General features: G+C 32.3%; 20 protein-coding genes and 1 pseudogene. 10 read left to right on the top strand and 11 right to left on the bottom strand.

The window, feature by feature from the left end; all coding sequences use genetic code 11:
- Nucleotides 1–246: 246 nt before the first annotated feature.
- The 4 genes from gdpS to pepT all read left to right on the top strand — a co-directional run bounded on the left by gdpS (nucleotide 247) and on the right by pepT (nucleotide 4057).
- Nucleotides 247–1317, top strand: a complete 1071-nt coding sequence (gene gdpS, locus AC1RRU_RS05140; RefSeq protein WP_011276407.1) for a GGDEF domain-containing protein GdpS — start codon at nucleotides 247–249, stop codon at nucleotides 1315–1317.
- A 223-nt stretch (nucleotides 1318–1540) separates the two neighbouring features.
- Nucleotides 1541–2302 carry a threonine/serine exporter family protein gene (locus AC1RRU_RS05145; RefSeq protein WP_011276408.1) on the top strand — a complete coding sequence of 254 codons (762 nt, stop codon included), beginning with the start codon at nucleotides 1541–1543 and terminating at the stop codon, nucleotides 2300–2302.
- Nucleotides 2303–2318: 16 nt separating this feature from the next.
- On the top strand, nucleotides 2319–2813 hold the full coding sequence (locus tag AC1RRU_RS05150) for a threonine/serine exporter family protein (RefSeq protein ID WP_011276409.1): 495 nt from the start codon (nucleotides 2319–2321) through the stop codon (nucleotides 2811–2813).
- 14 nt (nucleotides 2814–2827) lie between these two features.
- On the top strand, nucleotides 2828–4057 hold the full coding sequence (gene pepT / locus AC1RRU_RS05155) for a peptidase T (RefSeq protein ID WP_016930971.1): 1230 nt from the start codon (nucleotides 2828–2830) through the stop codon (nucleotides 4055–4057).
- Nucleotides 4058–4132: 75 nt separating this feature from the next.
- Here the strand turns inward: pepT and AC1RRU_RS05160 are convergent, their stop codons facing one another.
- The 3 genes from AC1RRU_RS05160 to AC1RRU_RS05170 all read right to left on the bottom strand — a co-directional run bounded on the left by AC1RRU_RS05160 (nucleotide 4133) and on the right by AC1RRU_RS05170 (nucleotide 6892).
- Nucleotides 4133–5254: a glycerate kinase gene (locus tag AC1RRU_RS05160; protein ID WP_011276411.1), complete on the bottom strand. Its 1122-nt coding sequence runs from the start codon at nucleotides 5252–5254 to the stop codon at nucleotides 4133–4135.
- 309 nt (nucleotides 5255–5563) lie between these two features.
- Nucleotides 5564–5884 carry a bacillithiol system redox-active protein YtxJ gene (gene ytxJ / locus AC1RRU_RS05165; RefSeq protein WP_011276412.1) on the bottom strand — a complete coding sequence of 107 codons (321 nt, stop codon included), beginning with the start codon at nucleotides 5882–5884 and terminating at the stop codon, nucleotides 5564–5566.
- Nucleotides 5885–6016: 132 nt separating this feature from the next.
- A complete protein-coding gene (locus AC1RRU_RS05170) occupies nucleotides 6017–6892 on the bottom strand; it encodes an EMYY motif lipoprotein (RefSeq protein ID WP_016930970.1) in 876 nt (291 codons plus the stop codon).
- A 109-nt stretch (nucleotides 6893–7001) separates the two neighbouring features.
- On the opposite strand from AC1RRU_RS05170, the gene AC1RRU_RS05175 reads away from it, so the two are divergent.
- The 3 genes from AC1RRU_RS05175 (at nucleotide 7002) to AC1RRU_RS05185 (ending at nucleotide 8877) form a co-directional block, all read left to right on the top strand.
- Nucleotides 7002–7517, top strand: a complete 516-nt coding sequence (locus tag AC1RRU_RS05175) for a GrpB family protein (protein ID WP_029376645.1) — start codon at nucleotides 7002–7004, stop codon at nucleotides 7515–7517.
- A gap of 89 nt (nucleotides 7518–7606) precedes the next feature.
- Complete coding sequence (gene murB / locus AC1RRU_RS05180) at nucleotides 7607–8530, top strand: UDP-N-acetylmuramate dehydrogenase (protein ID WP_011276415.1); 924 nt, start codon at nucleotides 7607–7609, stop codon at nucleotides 8528–8530.
- Between the two features lie 32 nt (nucleotides 8531–8562).
- Nucleotides 8563–8877 carry a CHY zinc finger protein gene (locus AC1RRU_RS05185; protein ID WP_029376644.1) on the top strand — a complete coding sequence of 105 codons (315 nt, stop codon included), beginning with the start codon at nucleotides 8563–8565 and terminating at the stop codon, nucleotides 8875–8877.
- A gap of 57 nt (nucleotides 8878–8934) precedes the next feature.
- Here the strand turns inward: AC1RRU_RS05185 and AC1RRU_RS05190 are convergent.
- From AC1RRU_RS05190 to nrdI, 8 genes and pseudogenes are all read right to left on the bottom strand, one after another.
- Nucleotides 8935–9973: pseudogene (locus AC1RRU_RS05190) on the bottom strand (ferrated catecholamine ABC transporter substrate-binding lipoprotein SstD).
- 154 nt (nucleotides 9974–10127) lie between these two features.
- Entirely contained in the window at nucleotides 10128–11165 is a 1038-nt protein-coding gene (locus AC1RRU_RS05195) for a ferrated catecholamine ABC transporter substrate-binding lipoprotein SstD (RefSeq protein WP_016930968.1), read from the bottom strand.
- Between the two features lie 115 nt (nucleotides 11166–11280).
- Nucleotides 11281–12063, bottom strand: a complete 783-nt coding sequence (locus tag AC1RRU_RS05200) for an iron ABC transporter ATP-binding protein (RefSeq protein WP_011276420.1) — start codon at nucleotides 12061–12063, stop codon at nucleotides 11281–11283.
- Nucleotides 12060–13019: an iron chelate uptake ABC transporter family permease subunit gene (locus tag AC1RRU_RS05205; RefSeq protein ID WP_011276421.1), complete on the bottom strand. Its 960-nt coding sequence runs from the start codon at nucleotides 13017–13019 to the stop codon at nucleotides 12060–12062. Before AC1RRU_RS05205 ends, AC1RRU_RS05200 begins: the two co-directional genes overlap by 4 nt.
- Nucleotides 13009–13977, bottom strand: a complete 969-nt coding sequence (locus tag AC1RRU_RS05210) for an ABC transporter permease (protein ID WP_011276422.1) — start codon at nucleotides 13975–13977, stop codon at nucleotides 13009–13011. Before AC1RRU_RS05210 ends, AC1RRU_RS05205 begins: the two co-directional genes overlap by 11 nt.
- 249 nt (nucleotides 13978–14226) lie before the next feature.
- Nucleotides 14227–15195, bottom strand: coding sequence for a class 1b ribonucleoside-diphosphate reductase subunit beta (nrdF, locus tag AC1RRU_RS05215; RefSeq protein ID WP_011276423.1), 969 nt, complete (start codon nucleotides 15193–15195; stop codon nucleotides 14227–14229).
- 127 nt (nucleotides 15196–15322) lie between these two features.
- Nucleotides 15323–17428 carry a class 1b ribonucleoside-diphosphate reductase subunit alpha gene (nrdE, locus tag AC1RRU_RS05220; RefSeq protein WP_011276424.1) on the bottom strand — a complete coding sequence of 702 codons (2106 nt, stop codon included), beginning with the start codon at nucleotides 17426–17428 and terminating at the stop codon, nucleotides 15323–15325.
- On the bottom strand, nucleotides 17391–17789 hold the full coding sequence (gene nrdI, locus AC1RRU_RS05225; RefSeq protein ID WP_011276425.1) for a class Ib ribonucleoside-diphosphate reductase assembly flavoprotein NrdI: 399 nt from the start codon (nucleotides 17787–17789) through the stop codon (nucleotides 17391–17393). The genes nrdE and nrdI overlap by 38 nt, the downstream gene beginning before the upstream one ends.
- A gap of 788 nt (nucleotides 17790–18577) precedes the next feature.
- Between nrdI and AC1RRU_RS05230 the strand changes: the two genes are divergently transcribed.
- From AC1RRU_RS05230 to AC1RRU_RS05240, 3 genes are all read left to right on the top strand, one after another.
- A complete protein-coding gene (locus tag AC1RRU_RS05230) occupies nucleotides 18578–19462 on the top strand; it encodes a DMT family transporter (RefSeq protein WP_011276426.1) in 885 nt (294 codons plus the stop codon).
- Nucleotides 19463–19467: 5 nt separating this feature from the next.
- On the top strand, nucleotides 19468–19968 hold the full coding sequence (gene queF, locus AC1RRU_RS05235; RefSeq protein WP_011276427.1) for a preQ(1) synthase: 501 nt from the start codon (nucleotides 19468–19470) through the stop codon (nucleotides 19966–19968).
- A 300-nt stretch (nucleotides 19969–20268) separates the two neighbouring features.
- Complete coding sequence (locus AC1RRU_RS05240; RefSeq protein ID WP_011276428.1) at nucleotides 20269–21774, top strand: S-Cys-Gly-3M3SH uptake peptide MFS transporter; 1506 nt, start codon at nucleotides 20269–20271, stop codon at nucleotides 21772–21774.
- The last annotated feature ends 455 nt before the right edge of the window (nucleotides 21775–22229 follow it).

The raw sequence follows: 22229 nt of genomic DNA on the forward strand, positions 1-22229 counted from the left end.
TCTTTAAATAGTTCATTAAACTTCAACTATTTTACCCTATTTCTTCAAATTAATCCTTATTTTTTAATTAATTGTAAATTTTTTGTAAAGATAATCAATTTATATCATATCATTTCAGTATTCATTTGAATATAAAAGTTCAAATATTCTATCTATTTTATTTATGTTATCTGATACAACTTAATGACAAATGGTAAGTTTTCACTTACAATAACTAATGGTTAAATTAAAGGAGTCGATTCCAATATGATTGAATCTATCATTTATAATGTTGCAGTTATGGTAGCTGGCATTTATTTATTTCATCGATTACAATATTCCGAAAATAAAATAATGGTCTTTTCAAAAGGCTATGTCACTGTATTAATGACGATTGTTGCACTGCTACTTGCAGCTTATCCAATTCCATTCCATCAAGAGTATTTAGTTCATTTAACATTTGTCCCATTGTTATTTTTAGGACGCTTTACTAATATGGGCTATACGCTTGTATCGGCAGTTATCGTTGCTTTAGTAGAAGTGTTCGCATTTGGAAACTCACTTCTTTATGGTGTAGTACTTATTGTAATAGGTATCATTGTAAGTATGGTTGGACCTTTTTTAAAACAAAATGACATTGTAGCTTTAGTTATTTTAAATTTGATTAGTGTTATTATTTTACTTATTTTATCTATCTTTAGTCCGCTATATGATCTTACAGAAATCGCATTTTTAGTCCCAATTTCATTCGTTTTAACCATCGCTTCTGCAATTACATTTGTCGATATGTGGCACTTCTTCTCATTAGTCACACGCTATGAAAATGAAGATAAGTATGACTATCTTACTGGACTAGGTAATGTAAAAGAATTTGATAGACATTTAAATCATGTATCTCAGATTGCTGAGGATAAAAATGAAAGTCTTGCCTTATTATTAATTGATATAGATGGTTTTAAAGATGTAAATGATACGTATTCACATAAATCTGGAGATGCTGTGCTCAAACAAATGTCACAGTTATTGAAGAATTATGTACCAAAGCAGTTTCAAATTTTTCGTAATGGGGGCGAAGAATTTTCAGTCGTGATTCGTAATTACTCATTGGATCAAAGCGTTAAATTAGCTGAAAATATTCGAACAGGTGTTGAAAAGTCTTCATTCCACTTACCAAATAAGGAAGTCATAAAATTATCTGTCTCTATTGGTGTAGGTTACCTATCGCAAGATGACCATAAATCACAACGAAAAGTCTTCAAAGATGCCGATGATATGGTTCACGTTGCTAAGAATGAAGGTCGTAATCAAGTGATGTTTAATCCAATCATTAAGTTATAGAAACGTAAAAGAAGTCAACATATTGATTAACCAAATTATTAATATATCTGGTTATCTAAATATGTTGACTTTTTTTATGTAATTATACTTAATTTCATGTTAGCAACGGCCTAGATGTAGTATGAATACCTAGCGTACTATTGCAAGTTGCGTGTGCAAGTTGTACACTTCAAATTGTCTATTGAAATAAATTTAATTATCTAATGTTACGGAGGTGCCGTTTATGTCAGATTCAATCACTATTATCGATGAAAATAAAGTGATTGATGTAGTTTTAATAGCTGGTAGAATTCTGCTAGAAGCTGGTGCGGAAACTTATCGTGTTGAAGATACGATGAATCGTATAGCTCATAGTTATGGTTTACATGATACATATAGCTTTGTAACATCAACAGCCATTATCTTTTCACTCAATGATCGAACAAATACACGACTTATTAGAATCCGTGAACGTACTACAGATTTAGAAAAAATCGCACTCACTAATAGTTTATCTAGAAAAATTTCCAGAAATGAATTAACCATTGATGAAGCAAAATCTGAATTTATTCATTTGCGCCGAGCATCATTGCAATATTCATTTTTACTAAACTTTTTTGCTGCTGCAATTGCCTGCGGATTCTTTTTATTCATGTTTGGCGGTGTAGCATCTGATTGCTGGATTGCTGTTATAGCTGGTGGAGCTGCTTTTCTCACTTTTAGTTTAGTACAGCGTTTTATTCAAATTAAATTCTTTTCAGAATTCGTTGCTTCCGCTGTCGTCATCACGATTGCAGCCACATTTACCAAACTTGGTATTGCCACGAATCAAAATATCATTACCATTTCAAGTGTAATGCCGCTTGTACCTGGTATATTAATTTGTAATGCAATTCGAGATTTAATGGCTGGTGAATTATTAGCTGGGATGTCTAGAGGCGTGGAAGCTGCATTAACTTCATTCGCCATCGGTGCTGGTGTAGCCATCGTTTTACTAATTATTTAAGAAAGGCTGTTTATAAATGTTATTTTATTTATTCCATTTTACAATTAGTTTCATTTCTACAGTACTCTTCTCAATTATCTTCAATGCACCGAAGCGACTACTCGCAGCATGTGGTTTTGTAGGTGCTGTAGCATGGACAATTTATCAATTCACTGTAGATATGGATTTAGGAAAAGTAGGTGCCTCATTTCTAGGAAGTTTAATACTCGGGTTACTTAGCCATGTTATGAGTCGTCGTTATAAGCGCCCTGTGATCATTTTTATAGTGCCCGGAATTATTCCACTTGTTCCAGGTGGAACTGCATATGAAGCAACACGTTATCTAGTCTCAAATGATTATACACAAGCAGTGAATACTTTCTTAGAAGTTACACTTATTTCTGGTTCAATCGCATTCGGCATTTTAGTAGCAGAAATCCTCTACTATATTTACACACGTATAAAGCAGTATTATGATAAAATTAAAGGTAAAACATATAGAAAATCTTATAATATGAATAATAGAGTCTAAGGGGATGTCTTGCTATGAAAGCACAGCTTATAGATAGATTATCACGTTACGTAAAAATCGATACACAATCTAATCCGGAATCTTCAACTACACCTTCAACTGAGAAGCAATGGGATTTATTGCGTTTATTACAACAAGAACTTGAAGGTTTTGGCTTAGAAACGAATCTCGACGACAATGGATATTTATTTGCGACGTTAGAAAGCAATGTATCTTTCGACGTCCCTACCGTTGGGTTCCTGGCACATGTTGATACATCACCAGATTTTAATGCCAGCAATGTGAATCCTCAAATTGTAGAACAATATGATGGTAAAACAATTAAATTAGGTGATACTGGTCGAGTATTGAGCCAAGAAACTTTTCCAGAATTAAAAAAACTTATAGGTCATACGCTAATGATTACTGACGGCACATCACTGTTAGGTGCAGATGATAAAGCTGGAGTTGTCGAAATCATGGAAGCAGTAAAATATTTAATAGAGCACCCAGAAATCAAGCATGGTCGAATCCGTATCGCATTCACGCCAGACGAAGAAATTGGACGAGGTCCTCATAAATTCGATGTGGAACGTTTCAATGCAGATTTCGCTTATACAATGGACGGCAGTGAATTTGGAGAATTACAATTTGAAAGTTTTAATGCCGCTGAGGCTAAGATAACTACACATGGTGTGAATGTCCATCCAGGATCTGCTAAAAACATCATGGTCAATGCTATCTCATTAGGCCATCAATTTCATAGTCTACTACCCGCTGGCGAAGTTCCTGAACGTACGGAAGACTATGAGGGATTTTATCATTTGATGAAATTCGAAGGTAATGTTGAAAAAGCAACATTACAATATATCATTCGTGATCATGATAGAGAATCATTCGAATTACGTAAGAAAAAATTATTAGAAATTCGTGACGATATTAATGTCCATTATGAAGATTTCCCAGTAAAAGTAGATATAGAAGATCAATATTATAATATGGCTGAAAAGATTGAACCACATCCATATATTATTGATATTCCTAAAAAAGTGTTCAATGATTTAAATATAGAACCAAACACTGCACCTATTCGTGGTGGAACTGATGGTTCACAATTATCATTTAAAGGCTTACCAACTCCTAATATATTTACAGGTTGCGGTAATTTCCATGGACCTTTTGAATATGCATCTATCGATGTAATGGAGAAGGCAGTGCAAGTCATCATTGGTATTGCTCAAGAAGTCACACATCACCATAAATAAATATAATAAATAAGGCAAACCACAATTACCATGCTTATATAGGTAATTGCAGTTTGCCTTTTGTTAGTTATTCATTTATGCATTATTTAATGTCGTTTTTAATAATCTAAGTGCTTGAACAGTAAAGTGTCGGATTTGTATACCCATTTTAAAGTCTGTGTATCTTTCTGGCATCTCAACGAAAGTATTAAACATTGCTGTAACATGGTACTGATCAAAGACATCAAATTTGTCATCAGTCGCACAAATAGCAATCGCAGGTTTATCATGTTTTTGCGCTAATTCTGCAATTGTTAAAGTTGTTGTTTCAAGTAAGTGATCCTCTTCTTTAACACCTTCACCAAAGATGATTAAATCCGCCTGAGAAACTAAATCATCTAAATGTGTTATTTGGTTAACCAATTCATGACTTGTTAATATTTCAGCATCATACAATCCATTTAATAATGCTGCAATACCACCACCAGCGCCGCCTCTTTCGATAGGACCCATAGCAATTTTCATTTCATTTTTAACAAGCTCACTGAAGTACCAAATTAAATTATCTATTTCTGCAGCTTTTTCTCGTGTCAATTGATGTGTTTCATACGTCTTCATAATTTCACTATGCTTACCATATAATTTACTAGAAAAATCAGACATCAATTGAATATGTGCATCCTTGAAATTTTGAGGTATTGCAGAAAAATCAATTCGACGAATAAATTTAATCACTTGAGCACCTTCACGTGCATCTAGAAGTTCTCCTTCATCATTATAGAATTGAGCACCTAAAGCTTGCATCATCCCAATACCACCATCGAAACTATCGATGCCACCAAGTGAAATAACAATGTTATCGGCTCCATTATTCAGTGCATCTATAATTACTTCTCCTAAACCGTAACTTGAACGTTGTTCAACCGGTTTTTGTCCTTTTATAAATAAATTCCCCTCAATTATAGTTAATCCTTGTTCAGTTTGACCATAAACTGTTTCGACTTCCTTCATATCCGCATCATGCACATTCACTCTATATTTCGTACCTGATTGCCATAAGAACACCGAATCCATTAATTCATGACGCCCATTAAATAATGGCACTTGTACAATATCAGCATCTTCAATTTGACTGGCTACCGCTTCTTCAACGAAACGATTCGCTTGATAACTTGAGATTATACCGTTAAATTCATCCATTGCTACTAATATTTTCATCTGTTAATCACCTCATGCCATTTTCTTTATTTATATATTGATTTAGATGTTATACATTCGACTTCACTTTCACATTATACATGGGTTGTCTCTACTTTTCATAATAATAGCTGTTGCAAATAGATAAATAAAAACAGGAGTGACACGGAATTCATCTAGAATTCATTGCCCACTCCTGCATGGATGACTAGAGCTGAGAAGCCATTGTGTGGCCAGTCTCTCAGATTTGTCAGCTACTGCGCTTTATAATGCAGTCTAAACTATTTTTTTAACCTAATCGCGTTTACTATTTTTAATTGTTGATAGTTGTTATTCTTCAGCTTGAGCTAATGAAGATACATTAATATCACTGTGACTAGCATTCCAAGTTGCTTCTCCATCAATAAAATAGAATGCTTGTGGCGATTCATGTTTCACATTTGTCTTTTCAGCGATATAGTCAGAAAGTTTTCTTTCTTCTTGAACGACTAAGTAATAGCCATCCATATCTCTTTCATATAAAAATTTATTAAATTGATCGTATGCATCTGCTGAGATTGGACAAGTATCACTATGTTTTAATACAAATACATATTTATTATCTTTAAGTACTTGCTCAAACTGGTCAATCGAACTCAGCTTTATAGCCATTCTATTCACCTCTAAAATTATTTATGCCCATGTTGCTCTTTATAATCATTATAAACTACTCAATGGGTTCAATTATACACATTTCAAAGTCCATTGTTAACCAAAAATTTTAATTTTATCAACTATGTCTATCTATTGCTTTTTTAACTTTTTCAAATCTTCGTAAAAATCATTATTATCCTTACTTAATTCTTTACCCGTTTTCGGTAACTTTTCTACATCAATTTTAGAAAGTTTTTTCTCTATTTCAATTGTAGTTTCTCGCGTATCATAGTAATTCAATAAATTATAATACATTTCAATCGCATTTTTGCGAGCACTGTTGACTTTTGGGTCAGTAATATTGGTTTGGTTTAATTCTGTAATTTGCTTCTCAATTAACGGTTTAATATGTTCGTCAATTGCTTTCTTAGAATTACTATCATCACTTTCTAAGTATTTTTGTGCAGCTTCTTTAAGATTTTGATTGTTACTTTCAATTTTAGATGTTAACTGATTGGCATCTTCTTGATTATTTGCCTTTTTAATTTGCGTTTCTACTTGTGAGCGATTACTTTCAAATAACTTTGTATAATCCAAGATATCTTCATTCGCCTTAATTGACTTATTACATAAATCTACAAAGGTTTTAATATCATATATAGATTGTTTTTCCTGTTTTACATTTTCTAAGTACTTGCTCTTTAAGTCTTTAACATCTTGATGTTCAGCTGGTAATTGTTTAGCTGACTTTTCATATTTTTTAAATTGAGGAATTAAGTGTTTGTTAATATCTTTCTTTAGTGCTTCAAACTCTCTTTTATTCTTATCAGTGGTGTCCGTCTTGCTCAATTGATCCAATTGTTTCAAGTGAATCTTGTCCATTAAAGTTTTAAGATCTTTCTTCTCATCTTCAACCTTATTAAGTTGTGTTTGAAAATCCTTTAAGTCCGCGCTACTTTGATTGCCACATGATGAGAGCAATATGCCACATATCAACATTATAGAAAGTATTGCTAATTTCTTCATAAATGCACTCCTATCAACACGTATTATACCTAAAGCTATTTATATTGAAAATGATTTGTGTTATAGTATTTCAGAATTTGTCAAAACTTATAATTTAAAGGAGATACGAATGTACTCAACCGTTCAGCCTTTTATTCATGGCGACACTCAATCTGAATATGACACATTATATCAAACAACTAAAACATCATTATTCAACTTGCTAGATTCTCCTGTAAAGTTCGCGCAACATATTGGAGGCACAAGTCATTTTAATTATGCAACTGAACCCATTTTAGATGTTTTAGTTGGTGTAAATAATTTACATGATATCACAGCTCTAGATGAGAAACGATTAAATTATTTAGGCTTTTATCGTCTCCATCACCCTTATAAAAAGAAAGTTATGATGGCTAAGTTCAATAATATGATTGATTTGAGACAAACCATTCGCCTACACATCATTCAAATGGACACAACCTTATTCAAACAGTATATTGAAGTAGACAAAGCACTTGCAACACAATCAGATATAGCACGTCACTTTTCAGAAAAAAAGGTTTCTATTATCCAACATACTAATTATATAAGACCATACGAAAATCAAAAACAGAAATACTTTGAAGATATATTTCAAAAGTTGTAAAACTTTGAATTCTGTTGTCGTTTTCGCAAATCATCTATAAAATTGCTATAATAAAAATTAGATTATAGAAGAGAAGAAAGGATGTACTTATGTTAAAGCAAGAAGACATCTTACAAGATTTAAAATCCTTAATACCTGAAGATATTATTAAAGTAAATGAACCTTTAAAACGATATACATACACCGAGACAGGTGGAAATGCAGACTTTTATTTATCTCCCACTAAAAATGAGGATGTACAAGCTATTGTAAGATACGCTAAAGAAAAAGATATCCCGGTCACATACCTCGGAAATGGGTCAAACATTATTATTCGTGAAGGCGGCATTCGTGGTATTGTTATTAGCTTATTATCATTAAATCATATTAATGTTTCTGATGATGCTATTATTGCTGGAAGCGGTTCTGCAATTATAGATGTTTCACGTGCTGCTAGAGACCATGTGTTAACAGGTTTAGAATTTGCTTGTGGCATTCCAGGTTCTGTCGGAGGAGCTGTTTACATGAATGCTGGCGCATATGGTGGTGAAATCAAAGATTGTATCGACTACGCGCTTTGTGTTAATGAAGAAGGTGATTTAATTCAATTTACTAATAAAGAATTAGAATTAGATTACAGAAATAGTATTGTACAAAAGCAACATTTAGTTGTACTTGAAGCTGCATTCACACTTGAACCAGGAAAATTAGACGAAATTCAAGCGAAGATGGATGACTTAACTGAACGTCGTGAGTCTAAACAACCACTAGAATATCCATCATGTGGTAGTGTGTTCCAAAGACCACCCGGTCATTTTGCAGGAAAATTAATACAAGATTCTGATTTACAGGGTTATCGCGTTGGTGGCGTAGAAGTTTCTAAAAAACATGCAGGATTCATGGTTAATGTAGATAATGGAACAGCTACTGATTATGAAGATTTAATTCATCACGTACAAAAAGTAGTGAAAGAAAAATTCGATGTCGAACTTCATCGTGAAGTTCGTATTATTGGAGAGCATCCTAAAGAATAGCAACTATATATGTTGATGGGAGACGATGAATGATGCCAAAGGTTTATGGCTCACTTGTAGACAATGAAACACGATGCACACATTACCATACTTTTTTAGATGTTATAGCAATAAAATTCAAATGCTGCAATAAATATTATCCGTGTTATCAATGTCACGAAGAACACGAAACACACCCTATCAAAAGATGGTCAGAACAAGAATTTGATGAAAAGGCAATTATGTGTGGTGTATGTAAACATGAAATGTCTATTCAAGATTATATGATGACAGAGCTATGTCCTAAATGCCAAGCACATTTTAATAGTCGTTGTAAATTCCACTATCATTTATATTTTGAATTATAATAAAGGCTTAGTAACGATTGAAAGATTGTTACTAAGCCTTTATACTTTACGTTTTTATTATTTTAATTTTTTCAAGATTTGATTTAATTCATCAATTTGTTTGATTGTTGTTGAAGTTGAACCAGCGCTAAAGTACCATAGTTTAGGATCTAATTCGTATACATTACCATTTTTAACTGCATTTACATCTTTAATTACATCATTAGATAACGTTTGTTTTGCACTTGATTTGCCACTTACAACTTGTCCTCTATCCATTGCTAAGATAATATCAGGATTTTTACTTGTAATATACTCATTATTAATATTTTGGCCATGTGGACTTGCTTTGACATGCTCATCTGTAGGTTTAAATCCTAATGTATCGTAGATTAAATCTCCAAATCTACCTCCTGGTCCAAATGTAGATAATTCGCCTTCGTTAACTAAAAGATACATTGTTTTCTTATCTAATTTTTCAACTTTCGCTTTTGTATCCGCTATTTTTTTATCCAACTCTTCAATTAATGATTTAGCTTTATCTTCTTTACCATAAATTTTTCCTAATTTAGTTGTTACAGATTTCATATCATTTATATAGTTTTTCTCACTGGCACCAACATAAACGATTTTAGCGTCTGGTGCAGCTTTTTTAAGTTCATCTATATTCTTCACTGTTGCTGTTCTTCCAGAAATATAAATGACCTCTGGTTTAGCTTTAGCTATTTTATCAAAATTAATTTGGATTAAATTACCAGTATTGATGTATTTATCATCTTTGAATTCTGAAAGAAATTCAGGTAACGCAGCATTTTTTTCACCTTTAGGTAATCCAATAATGCGGTCTTGAACGCCAAACGCTTTTAATACATCGACGGCACCATAATCAAAGACAATTGCACGTTTTGGATTCTTGGGCACATCAACAGTTTCTTTAATTTTTTTGGCATCACTTTTATCTTTTTTTCTCGCCTCTTGTCTTATAATTATTTTCAATTTGAACGATGTCTTTATTGTCAATCTTCTTCGAAGTATCATTGTTACTGTCAGAGCTTTTACCACACGCTGTTAAGACTAAAGCAAGACTTAATATTAAAAACAAAATTATTTTCTTCATCGTTGCAACATCCTCTTGTTGTATTATTAAGTGATAACGATTATCAATATCATTTAAAATTATATTACTTTATTATAAAATAATTTTCAACACTAATTTCCTCCAAAAAAATATCGCCTTATTCAGGGCGATATTGAAAACTTATACTATCAATTTATTTATCGACTACTTCTTCTAATTCATCAATTTGTTTCATAGTTGTTGTAGTTGAACCAGAAGCAAAGTACCATAATTTAGGATCTAATTGATATACTTTATCATTTTTAACTGCTTTAACGTCTTTAATAACATTATTACTTAACACTTTTTTAGCAGTTGATTCTCCGCCTACAACTTCACCACGGTCCATTGCTAAAATAACATCTGGATTATGCTTGCTAATATATTCATTATTTACGTTTTGGCCATGTGGACTATTGCTAACATTTTCATCTGCTGGTTTAAAGCCTAATGTATCAAATACTAAGCCACCAAAACGACCTTTAGGACCAAATGTTGATAATTCACCTTCATTTACTAATAAATACATTACAGTTTTATTGAACTTCTTAGTTTCATCTTTCATTTCAGATATTTTTTCATCTAAGTCTTCATTAATGTCTTTGGCTTTATCTTCTTTGTCGTAAATTTTACCTAAGTTTTCAGTGTTTTTCTTCATGTCTTTAACTAAGTTTTTCTCATCCGCACCTACGTAAACGATTTTAGCGTCTGGTGCAGCTTTTTTGAATTCATCTAAATTCTTCTGATTTGCCGTTCTACCTGAGATAAATATAACTTCTGGTTTAGCAGCAGCTACTTTGTCGAAATTAACTTCTTTAAGATTTCCAGTGTTAACATATTTATCATCTTTGAATTCTTTTAAGAAATCAGGTAATGATTCGTTGTTTTCACCTTTTGGTAAACCTTTAACTTTATCAGCCACACCTAATTCTTTAAGTACATCTAAAGCACCATAATCTAAGACTACTGCATTTTTAGGATTTTTAGGAACTTCAACAGTATTGCTTACTTTCTTAGCGTCACTACCATCTCGTTCTTTACCTGAAGCTTCGAAATTATTTTTAATTTTCACAGTTTCTTTTGAATCTTTGCTGTCACTCTTAGAACCTGAATCGTTACTACTTGATCCATTACTACAAGCTGATAATACTAATACTAAAGATAATACTAAAAATAAGACTGTTTTTTTCATATGTACGACTCCTCTAAAAATATTTAACCTTTATGCTGCGCATCAATTGGACTTCTCTCTTGTCTACGTCTTCGAATAGCATCACCCCTTTGAAATATGAGGTTAAATTATTTAATTATAAAAGTGAGTCAAAAGTGTCTTCATCGTAATACAAACAAATTCGTTGTCCTCTAATTTCTTCGATATGAACATCCATCTCGTATAATTGTTTTAAAATCTCAGCTTGTATAACGTTATCTTTTGTATCTGCTTTGACAATTTCACCATTTTTCAGTGCAATGATGTCGTCTGAATAGCATGAAGCAAAATTTATATCGTGTAGAACAATGACAATCGTTTTATTTAAGTCTTTGCAGAGGCGGCGTAACGTCTGCATGATCTGTACAGAATGTTTCATATCTAGGTTGTTTAACGGTTCATCTAATAATATATAATCTGTATCTTGAGCAATTGTCATTGCAATATAAGCACGTTGTCTTTGACCACCAGATAACGTTTTTATATTTCGATGACGAATGCTCTGGAGTTGCAATAAGTCTAAGGCATATTCAACTTGTTCATAATCTTCTTTCTTCATACGACCTTTTGAATATGGAAATCGACCAAAATTAACTAATTGCTCAACTGTTATATTCATTTCTGTATGATTCGTTTGCTTTAAAATACTTAATTTTTTAGCTAAATCATCATTTTTATAATCTACGACAGCTTTACCTTCAATCTTAATTGTTCCCTTTTCATACTCAAACAGACGACTAACAGCAGACAGTAAAGTACTTTTACCCGCGCCATTAGGTCCTATAAGCGATGTTAATCTACCTTTTTGAATGTCGACGTTAATATTTTTTAAAATTGGCTTATTCTGTATAGCTTTGTCTAAATTTTTAATTTCAATCAATTTGCACTTCTCCTTTTGACAAGTAAGTAAATGAAGTAACTTCCACCGATTAAATCAATGATTAAGCTAAACTCTGTTGTAGCTTCAAATAAGTTCTCAACGACCCATTGTGCCATAAATAAACTAATCCAACTAATTAATATCGTCGCTGGCAATATATATTTATGTTCATATGTCTTCATTAATTCATGGGCTAAATTTACAGTTAACAATCCTAAAAATGTAACAGGACCAACTAAAGCAGTGGAAATAGAAACTAATAGTGCCACTAATATGAGTAGCAAGCGCGTCATTGACTCGTAAGAAACACCTAAATTGATTGCTTGTGCTCTTCCAAGTAGTAGTACATCTAAATATGGACGCATTATCACGGTAATAATAATTAAGACAAGCAATAAACATGTAGATACTAATACCAACCGTGAGTTTGATGCTTCAAAACTCGCAAACATGGCACTTTGAACCGCTAAGAATGACTCAGGATCCATGATTAACTGAATAAAGCTAGTAATGCTTCGGAAGAATGTTCCTAAGATGACTCCTACAAGTAAAATGAAATATACTGAGAAATGTCCTAATTTAAACATGCCTTCAAAAAGCAATAATGAAAATAAGACCATCGCAATTAACGTCACAAAAAAGTTTAAATACACATTTGTAATCACTGCAGCTTGTGTACCAACTAAAAAAACTGGCAACACTTTTACAAATAGATAAACAGAGTCGAGACCCATGATTGATGGTGTTAATAATCGATTCGTCGTAATCGCTTGAAATATAACAACTGATGCCCCTATAGCACCACCAACAATGAGTATGAGTATTAATTTTCTTAATCGACTCTGAAATTGATATTGAAAAATTTCAAAGTCTAAACCTACTAATAAGTAAAATGCTGCCATGCAAATTGTCGCAATAATTAATATGATGATTTTCTTGTTAGAACTAATTTGCATAATGCTTTCTACCTTTCATTAGTAAGATTAGGAATATCACTGTCCCAAATACACCTATCGTTAATCCTATATTAATCTCATAAGGATAAACGATTAATCTACCGATGATATCAGCGAATAATACAAATATTGACCCTAACATCAACGTATGTGGAAGTGCATTTTTCAAATGGTCGCCTCTATACATTGAAATAATATTAGGTACAATGAGACCTAAAAATGGCAAAGTACCTACAGTAACAACAACTAAAGCCGTCAATGCTGCTGTAATAAATAATGCAATGTTTATAATTTTTTCATAACTTACTCCCAAATTATGACTAAAGTCTTTCCCCATACCAGCAATCGTAAAATGATTCGCAAAAATAAAAGCGATAATGAGTAATGGAACTACAAGATAAAGCACTTCATAACGTCCGCTTGTGATAATTGCAAAGTTACCATTCATCCAGTTGCCAATACTTTGCAATGCATTGGTTCTTAACGCAATAAAAGTAGTAAAGCTAGATACAATACCACCGATCATAATTCCTAATAATGGTACGAAGATAACTTCTTTAACACGAATCAAATTAATTAACTTCACAAATAAATATGTCCCTGCTAAACTCAATCCTACTGAAAATAGCAACTTGATTAGGATGTGACCTTTCGGAAAAAAGATAAGCGAAATCAAAATACCTAACTTGGCCCACTCCATTGTTCCTGCCGTAGTCGGACTTACAAATTTATTTTGCATCATCTGTTGCATAATTAATCCTGCTAACGCGAGTGAACTACCTGAAAGTAGGATACTAACCGTCCGTGGAATACGACTTGAGAACAAAATATTTTGTTGCTCTTCACTTAAGTGGAAAATATCTGAAAGAGAGAGCTGACTCACTCCAACAAATAAGGAGACTATAGTTAAACAAACTAATAAAATAAGTAAAACATAACCCTTAAATAAAAACTTCACTAATAATTCTCCTCATCTTGCTATACGTATTGAAATGATAATCGTTACCAACGATAATGATTATCATTGTCGTCAATATTAATATTAAAGATTACAGACGTGGATTTCAATAGTATTTTTATACATAAGTAAATATTTATTTTTGTCCAAATACGATGTACTCTTTTTAATACAAAAATAAGCCACTAAAATCGTAGTTGTTATCAACAACACTGAATCTAGTGGCTTATTAATGTTAGTCTTTAATAATTAATTATCAAAAATGAAATCTTCGTCTTGTAAGGCTTCTACATTTAATGCCAATGTGTATCCGTCACCTTTAACTGAGAAGAAATCATGGTTTTTAGTTGTAGTATCTAATGCATTTTCAATGATAGGATTAAATTCTTTTTCTTCAAAGTATGGTTCAAAGCCTAAGTTAGATAATGCTTTGTTTCCATTGTATTGTACATAGTTCAATACATCTTCACTTAAGCCGATATCATCGTATAACATATGTGTATAAGATACTTCATTAGCGTATAAATCTTCTAATAATTTATACATCTCTTTATCTGCTTTTTGTTTTTCATTTTCAGATAGTTCGTTACGTAAACTTTGAGCATCTAATCCTGTAAACACACCATGGATCGATTCGTCTAGTAAAATCTTTCTAATGATTTCACCAGAAGTAGTCATTTTACCTTGTCCAGCTAAATATAAAGGATAATAGAAACCAGAGTAGAATAAGAAGGTTTCTAAAAATACACTTGATACCCTTGCAATATATTGATCATATATAGAGGCTTCTTTGCCCCACAATTTGTGATAGTTTTCAATAATTTTATCAGATTTATATTTTAAATGAGGCTCTTCTATTACCCAAGTATCTAGTAAATAGTTTGTTTCACTAGATGGAAGTAAAGTTGTAAATATATGTGAATAACTTTTCGCATGAATTTGTTCCATCATTGCCATAAATGAATACACTGCTTTTTTACGTAAGTCTGTTGTGTGTAACATAATCAACGGCATACCATCATCTGCTTGATGTGTATCCAATCCTGTTAATCCTGCTAACGCACGTTTGAATGTATTCTTCTCGTCTTCAGTTAGTGTCTTCCAACTTGCAATATCTTTTGATACTTTAAATTCTGTTTCTACCCACATTTGAGAAATATTTTGACGCCAAAACATATTCGTCATATCTTCTTGGGTATTCCAATTGACGGCCTTCATTTATAAATCCTCCTTAATTACTAAAAAGCAAATCTCATTCGTTTGGAGGATAAGTTGAGAGTCATTTTTAAGTTTTGACTCTACAACCTTCCTCCTTTTTAAAATTTGTTATCTTAAGTTTCTTAAATTAGATAGCACAGCTTGTACATTCTTCTACACTCAATAATTTATTACGAGTATAATATAGCGATTTAAGCCCTTTATGGTGAGCATAAACATATAATCTTGATAATTCACGTGTTGAAATTTCAGAATTCACATATAAAATTGTTGAAATACCTTGGTCCACGTGTGTTTGAATCGTAGCGATTAAATCTATTAATTTCATTTGGTCAGTATTGAATGCTGATTTATAATACCACATTGTTTCAGGAGACAAGAATGGCATTGGATAAAATGTTTCAGCATTACCATAAGTACGACGTTCAATTTGATCAACAATTGGCATAACTGAACTTGTTGCATTTTGTACATATGAAATACTTTGTGTAGGTGCAATTGCAAGTCTATATGCATGATATAAACCATGTTGTTGAACTTGTTCTTGTAATGCTTTCCAATCTTTAGCAGTTGGAATATCAATATGATCAAATAGTCGTTTCACTTTCTCAAATTTAGGTTCAAATTCTTGAGAAGTATAAAACTCAAAGTATTTACCACTAGCATAATCTGATTGTTCAAAGTCTTGGTATACTTCCCCACGTTCTTTCGCAATTTCCATTGAACGTTCTATTGAATAATAGTTCATCATCATGAAGAAAGTATTTGCAAAGTCTTTAGCTTCCTCTGATTCATATCCTATTTTATTTTTAGCTAAATAGCCGTGTAAGTTCATTACGCCAAGACCGACAGAGTGTAACTCACTGTTAGCTTTTCTCACGCCTGGTGCATTTTGAATATTTGCTTCATCACTAACTACTGTTAATGCATCCATACCTGTGTGAACAGAATCTTTAATTTTACCTGTTTCCATCACATTTACAATGTTTAATGAACCTAAATTACATGATATGTCGCGTTTAATTTCGTCTTCAATACCATAATCATTAATCACTGATGTCTCTTGTAATTGGAAGATTTCTGTACATAAATTACTCATTTTAATTTGACCAATATTTGAATTGGCATGAACTTTGTTAGCATTATCTTTAAACATTAAGTATGGGTAACCTGATTGTAATTGTGTTTGCGCAATCATATTCAACATTTCTCTTGCGTCTTTTTTCTTCTTAACGATATTTGGGTTTGCAACCATGTCGTCATAGTACTTTTCTAAATCAATATCATCTAATGTTACACCATATTCTTGTTTAACCGTATGTGGTGCAAACATATAGAAATCTTTGCCTTCTTTTGCTAAATCAAAGAATTTAGATGGCACTATAAGACCAGTAGAAATTGTTGATAAACGTAAGTCTTCATCAGCATTTACCTTTTTAGTGTCTAAGAACTCTTCTACATCATAATGGAAGATATTCAAATATACTGCACCTGCACCTGGACGTTGGCCTAGTTGATCAGCATAGCTAAATCCGCCTTCTAATGCTTTGGCAACTGGTAGCACACCTTTGGCTACACCTTTAATACCTTTGATAGCTTCACCACGAGCACGTAATTTAGAAAGATTTATTGCTACACCACCACCAATTTTACTTAATTGCTTGGCAGTAGAATCAATGAAATTGATAGAGTTCAAACTATCATCTACCTCTAGTAAGAAACATGATACTAATTCACCACGACGTGCGCGACCAGCATTCAAGAAAGTTGGTGTTGCAGGTTGATAACGTTGTTCGACCATTGCTAAGATAAATTGTTTCGCTTGCTGCTTATTACCATCCGCTAAATATAGTGCAACGATTGCGACATGTTGATTATAATCCTCTAGATATTGTGATTTATCATTAGTTTTTAGCGCATAATCTTTATAAAACTTACTAGCAGACATATAGCTTGCAAATTCAAAGTTGATAGATTTGGCGAATTCAGTGATTTCAACTAAATCTTCTTCGCTATATTTGTCAAAGACATTAAAATAAAAATTATTATCTACTAGATAGTGTAAACGTTCAATCTCACTGTCAAAATAAATTGTTTTGTCATGGATTTCTTCTAGATAAACCGCTAATGCTTCTTGATCTTTCTCCAAGTTAAAGAAACCATTGTCTTTACGTTTCGTAACTTCATTATTTAGTTCAATATGATTGTACTTTTTCTCGTTCATAATTTTCATTGAAATGCCCCACCTTATTTTTAAATTCAATAACATCTTTATTAGAACCTTGTACTTCAAATTTCATTAATAAAGGTACATGATATTCTTCGGAAATTGTTCTACCCGCTTTCGCAAAGTTTTGTCCCCAGTTACGGTTACCACTTGCTGCAACAGCGCGTAAATTATGATGATTAATTTCTAAAAACGATTGTACTTCTTTAGGCACTTCACCAAATCCAATTGTTCCCGTAACTAAAATATAAGGTTCTTCAAATGGATCTGTACAATTATCCTTAGTAATTTCCATTACATCTGAAATTTCACTTCGTTTAATAAATCTTCTTACATTACCTGAAAAAGAAAAATAAACTACTTTCATTGGAACGCCTTCTTTCGTCAGTCCATAATATTAATTAAAAAGAAGTTCTCTTAATAGATAAGAAAACTTGCTAGACAATAAATGCGACATATTTTAGACATTTAATTGGATGTCAACTAGCTGATGATTAATATACTAAAAGAAGTGACTTTCATTTCTAGCCACTACATGTAGTGTTCAGACTAAAATTTCGAGACTATTTCATCTATATGCTCGTTCGTATTAATAGTATTAAATTAGGAATTTCAACTTAAAATCAGTGTGAAATTGCCTTTAAAATGAATAATTTGTATAACACAAACTTTTTATACAACCACAACATGTTGTGGTTCGTTTCAAAATTTAATACTATATTCTGTGTTTCATTATACAGAATTGCTCTCTTAATTAAAAGTAACTATTTCGTGACAAAAGTTCGGAAAAACGTCTGAATGTGCATCAGACCAAACTTAAATTGGCGCAAATAATTATTTTCGAATATTTGATGTGTTTTAGTTGCATTTTTATCAGCTAAATAAACCATTGAATTGTCGGCATTCTTGAAGACCAATCATTTAAATTATCAATATATTTTGCGCAATTATTCAAATGTTAATTATAATTTGCTTCAAAAACACGAATATAACATTTGTAAAAAAATAGCATTTAACGTGTTTTTAATATAAACAGAACATTTGTTCGTATTAAAATAATAATACATCTTGGTATTATTTTCAAGTATTTATGCATTAGCATTTGAATTATGCTACTATATATACGGTAATTTTTTATAAATGAGGCGATTAACCTTGAATCCAAAAGTTAAAGGTATTATTGCAATTTTAATTTCAGCTGTCGGTTTTAGTTTTATGTCAGTCTTTTTTAGACTCGCCGGAGATCTACCTGTATTTCAAAAATCCCTAGCTCGAAATTTTGTTGCAATGTTCATACCATTATTCTTCATATTTAAATATAAGCAACCTATGTTTGGGAAATTAAGTAGCCAACCTCTTTTAATTTCCCGATCTACACTAGGCCTTATAGGTGTCCTATTAAATATATACGCTATAGATCATATGGTGTTAAGCGATGCGGATACACTGATGAAACTCAACCCTTTTTGGACGATTTTACTCAGTTTAATTTTTCTTAATGAGAAAGTTCGAAAATATCAAATCATTGCTATGATTGTAGCAATCTTAGGTATGTTATTTATCGTTAAACCAGAGTTTTCTTCAACAATGATTACTTCTTTAGCTGGATTATTTTCTGGTATTTTTGCTGCCTCTGCATACACATGTGTTCGTGCATTAAGTACCAGAGAAGCACCATATACTATTGTTTTTTATTTTTCATTATTTTCAGTTGTCGTTTTAATACCGTTTTCAATCGCAACTTATGAGCCAATGACGACAATACAAATGGTTTATCTTTTAGGGGCAGGTCTTTCTGCTGCAGTTGGCCAAATTGGTATAACACTAGCCTATAGTTTTGCACCTGCAAAAGATATTTCTATCTTTACGTATGCTTCAATCATTTTCACGGCTATATTCGGATTTATTTTATTCGGTGAAACACCTGATTTCTATGCCCTTATCGGTTATGTCATTATTATTGGTGCAAGCTATTATATGTTCGAAAAGGCACGACGACAAACCGCTATAACTAAACAACAATCTAACACTAAGGAGTGATTCAATTGACTCAAGGACGTCAAAAAGAAGAACTACAAGATATTACTTTATTAGGTAATCAAAATAATAAATATGAATTTGACTATACACCGGAAGTTTTGGAAACATTTGATAATAAACATCAAGGACGCGATTACTTCGTAAAATTCAATTGTCCTGAATTTACATCTCTTTGCCCAATTACAGGTCAACCAGATTTCGCAACGATTTATATTTCGTACATTCCAAATATTAAAATGGTAGAATCTAAGTCATTGAAATTGTACTTATTTAGCTTTAGAAATCATGGCGATTTTCATGAGGATTGTATGAATATCATTATGAATGACTTAATTGACTTAATGGACCCACATTATATTGAAGTTTGGGGCAAATTCACTCCACGAGGTGGTATTTCAATAGATCCATACACTAATTATGGACGTCCAAATTCTAAATATGAGAAGATGGCTGAACACCGATTAATGAATCATGATTTATATCCAGAAAAAATAGATAACAGATAAAAGATTAACTTAACCACTAAATTGTCAAACATTTTAGTGGATTTTTTCATTATTTGTGAGATTTTATTTAAATTTACTATTGCCTATTAGTGAATTAAAGCGTATTTTATTATTATCATTTAAAATTCCAAAAGAGTAAGATGATCTAAATAAAGCAACTTATTCTCATTCAATTTTAAATCATCAACTCATTGACTGAAATTTCTAAAAATTTCTATTTTTAAGAAATTAATCAATTTTACTTATCATATTTATGATTTTAAATTTCAGTCTTTAAAGAAAGAAAGGATTGGGATACATATGGCAACAAACAATTCCCATGAACAAGCTGTTCAAACAATACCTCAGCGAGGGTTCTTCGGACACCCTAGTGGTTTAGGAGTACTATTCTTTGTAGAATTTTGGGAAAGATTTAGCTATTACGGCATGCGTGCCATGCTTATTTTCTACATGTATGATCAAATTAAAAATGGTGGTTTAGGAATTGATCAAACGACTGCAATGTCTATCATGTCAGTTTATGGCGCATTAATTTACATGTCTTCAATTCCTGGTGCATGGGTCGCAGATAGACTATTCGGTACTAGAGGGGCAACCTTGATTGGTGCAGTACTCATTATCATCGGACATGTTTGTCTAAGTTTACCATTCGCAATGTTCGGTTTATTCGCATCAATGTTCTTTATTATCATAGGTTCAGGCTTAATGAAACCAAATATTTCAAACATCGTTGGACGATTATATCCTGAGAATGATACTCGTATGGATGCCGGTTTCGTTATATTCTATATGTCAGTTAACCTAGGTGCGCTTATCTCACCTATCATTCTGCAACATTTCCTAGACGTGAAAAACTATCACGGTGGTTTCTTAATTGCAGCGATTGGTATGGCATTAGGTTTAGTATGGTATATGATTTTCAATAAAAAGAATTTAGGTTCTGTTGGTATGAATCCAACCAACCCACTATCTTCTGAAGAAAAGAAAAAATACGGATTAATCGTAGGTATCATTGTAGCAGTCATTGCGATTGTACTATTAGTTACATATTTCACAAACACTTTATCATTCAATCTTATTAGTAATACGGTTCTGGTACTTGGTATAGCTTTACCAATCATTTACTTCACTACTATGATTCGCAGTAAAGATGTTACAGATGTAGAACGTTCTCGTGTTAAAGCATTCATTCCTTTATTTATTTTAGGAATGTTATTCTGGGCAATACAAGAACAAGGATCAAACGTATTAAACATTTATGGTTTAGAACGTTCTGATATGAAAATGAATTTATTCGGTTGGACAACAGATTTCGGTGAAGCATGGTTCCAATCAATTAACCCATTATTTATTCTTTTATTCGCACCAATCGTATCTGCGATTTGGTTGAAAATGGGTAAAAAACAACCAAGCCTTCCAGTAAAATTTGGATTAGGTACGCTATTAGCTGGTGCTTCATACATTTTAATGGGACTTATCGGTATGAGTTATGGTGATACGCACTTCTCAGTAAACTGGGTTATCCTATCATACGTTGTATGTGTGGTTGGTGAATTATGTTTATCACCTACTGGTAACAGTGCGGCTGTTAAATTAGCCCCTAAAGCATTTAATGCTCAAATGATGAGTGTTTGGTTATTAACAAACGCATCTGCGCAAGCACTTAATGGTACATTAGTTAAATTAATCAATCCTTTAGGGCAAACGAATTATTTCATCTTCTTAGGAAGCGTTGCTATTGTAATTACAGTAATCATCTTAGCTTTCACTCCTAAAATTTCAAAAGCAATGAAAGGTATTCATTAATCACCTTTGTATTGTTAAAAGATGACATTTAAACAAGATAATAAGTTATCATAAGCCCCTTCATAGTATTTTATAAGCTATGAAGGTTTTTTTTATAATTCTTATCTTTATTGAGACATTGACAAGAGCCTGAGCCTGGGACATAATTCAATGTCTCAGGCTACAAATATATATTGGCAGTAGTTGACTGAATTAAAAATGCACTTGTAACTAGCTTTTTTTAATTCTAGTCAACCTTGCCGGGGCGATGGGACCCTAGCAAAGAGAATTTCACAAAGAAATTCTACAAGCTAAGCAAGCTGGGGATTGGGGCCCTAGCAAAGAGAATTTCATTAAGAAATTCTACAAGCTAAGCAAGCTGGGGATTGGGGCCCTAGCAAAGAGAATTTCATTAAGAAATTCTACAAGCTAAGCAAGCTGGGGATTGGGGCCCTAGCAAAGAGAATTTCATTAAG

This window comes from Staphylococcus sp. GW821-FHT11H10, from assembly GCF_058807855.1.

Coding starts and splice junctions, on each gene's coding strand:
- ytxJ (WP_011276412.1), bottom strand. CDS start 5,884: ATGGCTATAAAGCTGAGTTCGATTGACCAGTTTGAGCAAGTACTTAAA.
- AC1RRU_RS05175 (WP_029376645.1), top strand. CDS start 7,002: ATGTACTCAACCGTTCAGCCTTTTATTCATGGCGACACTCAATCTGAA.
- AC1RRU_RS05205 (WP_011276421.1), bottom strand. CDS start 13,019: ATGCAAATTAGTTCTAACAAGAAAATCATCATATTAATTATTGCGACA.
- AC1RRU_RS05170 (WP_016930970.1), bottom strand. CDS start 6,892: ATGAAGAAATTAGCAATACTTTCTATAATGTTGATATGTGGCATATTG.
- nrdF (WP_011276423.1), bottom strand. CDS start 15,195: ATGAAGGCCGTCAATTGGAATACCCAAGAAGATATGACGAATATGTTT.
- nrdI (WP_011276425.1), bottom strand. CDS start 17,789: ATGAAAGTAGTTTATTTTTCTTTTTCAGGTAATGTAAGAAGATTTATT.
- AC1RRU_RS05185 (WP_029376644.1), top strand. CDS start 8,563: ATGCCAAAGGTTTATGGCTCACTTGTAGACAATGAAACACGATGCACA.
- nrdE (WP_011276424.1), bottom strand. CDS start 17,428: ATGAAAATTATGAACGAGAAAAAGTACAATCATATTGAACTAAATAAT.
- AC1RRU_RS05240 (WP_011276428.1), top strand. CDS start 20,269: ATGGCAACAAACAATTCCCATGAACAAGCTGTTCAAACAATACCTCAG.
- AC1RRU_RS05145 (WP_011276408.1), top strand. CDS start 1,541: ATGTCAGATTCAATCACTATTATCGATGAAAATAAAGTGATTGATGTA.
- murB (WP_011276415.1), top strand. CDS start 7,607: ATGTTAAAGCAAGAAGACATCTTACAAGATTTAAAATCCTTAATACCT.
- AC1RRU_RS05150 (WP_011276409.1), top strand. CDS start 2,319: ATGTTATTTTATTTATTCCATTTTACAATTAGTTTCATTTCTACAGTA.
- pepT (WP_016930971.1), top strand. CDS start 2,828: ATGAAAGCACAGCTTATAGATAGATTATCACGTTACGTAAAAATCGAT.
- AC1RRU_RS05160 (WP_011276411.1), bottom strand. CDS start 5,254: ATGAAAATATTAGTAGCAATGGATGAATTTAACGGTATAATCTCAAGT.
- gdpS (WP_011276407.1), top strand. CDS start 247: ATGATTGAATCTATCATTTATAATGTTGCAGTTATGGTAGCTGGCATT.
- AC1RRU_RS05195 (WP_016930968.1), bottom strand. CDS start 11,165: ATGAAAAAAACAGTCTTATTTTTAGTATTATCTTTAGTATTAGTATTA.